General features: G+C 60.4%; 3 protein-coding genes and 1 pseudogene. 2 read left to right on the forward strand and 2 right to left on the reverse strand.

The window, feature by feature from the left end; all coding sequences use genetic code 11:
- Positions 1–67 (reverse strand): annotated as a pseudogene (locus ACGVJ8_RS00740) (50S ribosomal protein L33); the annotation flags it as partial.
- 127 nt (positions 68–194) lie between these two features.
- Here ACGVJ8_RS00740 and pheT point away from each other — a divergent pair.
- Positions 195–2,618 (forward strand): phenylalanine--tRNA ligase subunit beta, encoded by a 2,424-nt coding sequence (gene pheT, locus ACGVJ8_RS00745; protein WP_392345032.1) that lies wholly within the window; start codon positions 195–197, stop codon positions 2,616–2,618.
- On the opposite strand, the gene rlmD is transcribed toward pheT, so the two are convergent.
- Complete coding sequence (gene rlmD / locus ACGVJ8_RS00750; protein WP_392345033.1) at positions 2,608–4,005, reverse strand: 23S rRNA (uracil(1939)-C(5))-methyltransferase RlmD; 1,398 nt, start codon at positions 4,003–4,005, stop codon at positions 2,608–2,610. The two genes, pheT and rlmD, sit on opposite strands and share 11 nt — an antisense overlap.
- Before the next feature lie 100 nt (positions 4,006–4,105).
- Here rlmD and apcD point away from each other — a divergent pair.
- Positions 4,106–4,562, forward strand: a 457-nt coding sequence (gene apcD / locus ACGVJ8_RS00755) for an allophycocyanin subunit alpha-B (RefSeq protein WP_392345034.1), incomplete at its 3' end; no start/stop codon positions are given.

The following is a 4,562-nucleotide window of genomic DNA, read 5'->3' on the forward strand; positions in this document are numbered from 1 at the left end:
CGGGATTGGACCGGCATTCGGTGCACTCGAGAGTGATCACGATCCGGACGCCCTTGTTCTTAGCCATATAAGGACGTTGCGCCGCAGGTGCGAAGCGAATTGACAGACATCGAGCTTACCTCCTGACTTGACAGGTCCTGAGTAGCTCTCCCATGGGGACTTCCTAAGATCGCGCGCTGTCTGGCATAGATCCGATGCGGGTATCCATCTCCTGGCTAAAGCAGCTGGTCCAGGTGAATGAGTCCGTGGACGATCTCTCCGAGCGCCTGTCGATGGCAGGCTTTGAGGTGGACGAGGTTGATGATCTAAGCGCCCGGGCCCAGGGCGTGGTGGTTGGCCATGTCCTAGAACAGGACAAACACCCCAATGCCGACAAGCTGAGCGTTTGCAGCGTGGATGTCGGAGCTCAGGAACCAATCCAGATCGTGTGTGGTGCCAGCAACGTTCGTGCCGGCATCCATGTTCCGGTGGCCATGGTCGGAGTCACCCTCCCCGCCGTTGGCTTGATGATCAAAGCCGGCGAATTGCGGGGTGTGGCCAGCAACGGAATGATCTGCTCCCTGACCGAGCTGGGCCTAACGGAGCAATCCGACGGCATCGCCATCCTGGATGAGCTTGAGGAATCGCTGCCGCCTACCGGTTCGCCTGTAGCGCCCCTGCTAGGACTCGACGACACCGTTCTGGAGCTGGCCATCACCGCCAATCGCCCCGACGGCCTCTCCATGGTGGGTATCGCTCGCGAGGTAGCGGCCCTGACCGGTGGCAGTTTGAGCCTGCCCGAGCTGGATCTGGATCCCAGCACCACTCCGCTGAACACAGAACTGGACGGCTGCTTCTATTCGATCACCAGGATCGAGGGTGTGGATGGCTCCAAGCCCTCACCTACCCTGTTGCAGCAGCGTCTTGAGCGCGGTGGTGTGAGCAGCGTGAATGCGGTGGTTGACGTCACCAATCTGGTGATGCTGGAGCAGGGGCAGCCCCTCCACGCCTTTGATGCCGATGCGCTGGAACAACTGACCGGGCATCCGGTGGATGCCAAGAGTTTTGCTGTCCGTCCCGCTCGCGACGGGGAAACCTTTGTAGGTCTGGATGATCAGAAACGAAGCCTCGACAGCCGCGTTCAGGTCGTCACCTGTCATGACCGGCCTGTGGCCGTCGCAGGTGTGATGGGGAGTCTCGAGAGTGGGGTGACCGCCAAAACCCGGAACATCTGGCTCGAATCCGCCCTGTTTGCTCCGCCGCGGGTTCGTCAGTCCGCCCGTGCCCTGGGCTTACGCACGGATGCCAGCAGCCGTTTCGAAAAGGGGTTGCCTGTGGAAATGACCCTGCCCTGTTCGGCCCGTGCCTCGGCATTATTAAGTCAGGAGTTTTCCTGCTCTGAGAAGGGCCGTTGGGTGGGAGGGACCGGTCCCTCAGAAGCGGCACCGGTGCTGTTGCGGCGCAGTGCCCTGCATCAACTGCTTGGCCCCCTCGATGCGGCAGATGGCCCGGAGGATCTGGATGACACCAGCATCAAAAACTGCCTGTCAGCCGTCGGTTGCCAGCTCTTAGCCCATGAGCAGGGATGGGAGGTGATTGCGCCGCCCTCAAGACGGCAAGACCTGCAGCGTGAAGTGGATCTTATCGAGGAAGTGGCCCGACTTGTTGGCTTCGATCGGTTCGAGGCCCATCTGCCGGATCCGTTGAAGCCCGGTGCCCTCACACCGCGCCAGCAGGCGGAACGGCGCCTGCGGCAGCTGTTCTGTGCCACGGGGCTGCAGGAGGTCACCACCTTGTCTCTCGTTCCTGGATCAGAGCAAGAACAGCGCATCGCCATCAGCAATCCGTTGTTGGCCGACACCAGCCATCTGCGCACCAACCTCTGGGAGGAACACCTGCAGATCTGTGTTCGCAATCTGAAGGCATCGCAGCGGGGTTGCTCCATCTTCGAAATCGGCAACACCTACAGCGGCTCCCCGGAAGCCGTCAGCCAGACCGCAATTCTGGGTGGCGTGATCTGCGGAGATCGACGCCTCTCCACCTGGGCAACCAGTGGCAAACCGCAGGCGCCGGACTATTTCCAGGCCCGTGGGGTTCTCACTAGAGTGCTGGAGGCCCTGCAGCTGGAGCTGTCCGACCGTCGTCTGACCGACAATGCACGACTGCATCCGGGTCGGGCCGCCGCCCTGGTGTTGGAAGGACGCCCCTTGGGGTGTTTCGGTCAACTTCACCCAGCCATGGCTGAGGAGCTTGATCTTCCTGAAGCCACCTATCTGTTTGAACTCGACCTCGCGCGACTGCTGGATGCCGCCACCCGCAGCAACCGCTGGACGCCATCCTTCAAGCCCTACCCAACCGTGCCATTCAGTGAGCGGGATCTTGCCGTGGTGGTGGACCTATCAAGTGCAGCTGCCGATCTAATCCAAGCCATCCGCAAGGCAGGCAAACCTCTTTTGGAGCAGGTGGAGCTGGTGGATCGCTTTGAGGGGGAGCAGCTGGGTGACAACAAAGTGAGCCAGGCTTTCCGTCTGCGCTATCGCGGCAAAAACGAAACCCTCACCGACGACAAAATTCAGCCCGTTCACGACAAGGTGCGCGCAGCATTGTGCAAGCAGTTTCAGGCGGAGCTCAGGAGCTGATCCGTTTCAGCAGCGCCAACGACTCAAGGTGCGTTGTCTGAGGGAAGAAGTCCACGGGCTGGAGCATCTCCAGCTCGTAGGGGCCTGATGGACCGAGCAGTGCTTGCAGGTCCCGTGCTTGGGTGGCGGGGTCACAGCTGAGGTAGGCCAGCACGGCAGGAGGCTGCTCAAGAATGCCGTCCACCACGCGTCGATCGAGACCCCGTCGCGGTGGATCCAGCACAAGCGCCTGACAGTCATCCAGCTGAAAAGTGAGGAGGTCTGCCACATCGCCTGCATGAAATGCACAGCGGGAGGAGAGACCGTTATGAATGGCATTGAGCCGGGCCTGCTCCACCGAGTCGGGATTCAGTTCCAGACCTTGAACATGAAAACCGGCCTTGGCCAGGGGTAGGGCAATAGTCCCAACGCCGCAATAGGCGTCGACCACACGTCCGCGGGCGCACTGAATCAAAAGCCAGTCGGTGAGTAGCTGAACGATCCGTTCCGCCTGCGGCGTGTTCACCTGAACAAAGGTGGTGCTGCTGAGGGAGAGCTTGATGCCGCAGAACTGTTCCTCAATGGTGGGAACACCAGCGAGGCAATGGGTGGTACGACCGAGAACCAGGTTATTGGCCTTGGGTTGAAGGTTGAGGCAGACCCCTTTCACCGCGGGCCAACGCTGGACCCAGGTCTGCGCGAGGTCCTTCAGGCCTCGAAGCTGAGTATGACTGCTCATCAACGTGATCAACACGTCTCCAGTGGCGCTGGCCAGACGAAGCCCGAGATGGCGCAGACCCTGGGCTTCGAGCAGGTCATGATCGGCCGGCCATCCCCCTGCATCCAGGTCTTGCTTTAGAGGTTCCACCAACGCGTCCAGGCGTGGATCGAGCACCGGGCAGTGGTTCAGATTGACGATCTTGTGGGTCTTCGGTCGGAAGTAGCCGGCTTTTAGGCGTCCGTTCTGGTCCCGCTTCAGCGGGATCAAGGCTCTGTTGCGGTAACCAAAGCAGCGTTCGGCATCAACAAGAGTGGGCTCAGGGGCAACGTAAATGGCCCCGATGCGCTGCATGATCTGTTGAATCTGCTGGGCTTTCCAACGGGTTTGGGCGGGGTCATCCAGGCGTTGCAGTGTGCAACCACCGCAGTCATCGGCAAGGATGCAGGGGGGACGGCGCCGATCTTCGGAAAACGAGATCTGATCCACCCGACGGCTCAACCAGCGCGACTTTTGGCGTTGCTGCAGCTGAACCTTGGCGCGCTCCCCCGGTAAGAGATCAGGAACAACGATCACCCAGTTGTTCCAACGGGCTAGACCCTTGCCGTCGCGGTCAAGGTCAACAGCCTCGAGCTCGATCGTGAGCCCCGGCCGCGGTTCACTGCTGTTCGGGCTGTCGACTTTGGTCATGTTCTCGGTTCCCTGCCATTGCAATGGCGTAACACCCGGGCGGAGATGGGTCGAGTGAACGGGTCGAGACCACTAAACTCCACTAAGCCTGCCCAGTTCCATGAGCGTTGTCCGGGATCTCATCCTCCAGGCCGATGACGATCTGCGGTATCCCACCAGCGGAGAACTCCGCACCATGGTGGATTTCCTTGACCAAGGCGCGATGCGCGTGTCTGTGGTCAAGGTTCTGACCGAGAACGAAAAGAAGATCGTCGACGAATCTGCCAAGCAACTGTTTGGTCGCAAACCTGAGTACGTCGCGCCTGGCGGTAATGCCTACGGTCAGCGCCAGCGGGCCCAGTGCCTGCGCGACTACAGCTGGTATCTCCGTCTAGTCACCTACGGAGTTCTGGCCGGTAGCACCGAAATGATCCAGGAGATCGGCCTGGTGGGCGCTCGCGAGATGTACAATAGTCTCGGTGTTCCGATGCCTGGCATGGTTGCAGCCATGAAGTGCATGAAGGAAGCTTCCCTGTCTTTGTTGTCGGAACAGCAGGTGAAGCTCACATCTCCTTATT

This window comes from Parasynechococcus sp., from assembly GCF_042954245.1.
GTDB lineage: Bacteria > Cyanobacteriota > Cyanobacteriia > PCC-6307 > Cyanobiaceae > Parasynechococcus.

What these genes read in the sequence shown, in the direction of transcription:
- pheT (WP_392345032.1), top strand. Translation starts at nt 195, where the DNA reads ATGCGGGTATCCATCTCCTGGCTAAAGCAGCTGGTCCAGGTGAATGAG.
- rlmD (WP_392345033.1), bottom strand. Translation starts at nt 4,005, where the DNA reads ATGACCAAAGTCGACAGCCCGAACAGCAGTGAACCGCGGCCGGGGCTC.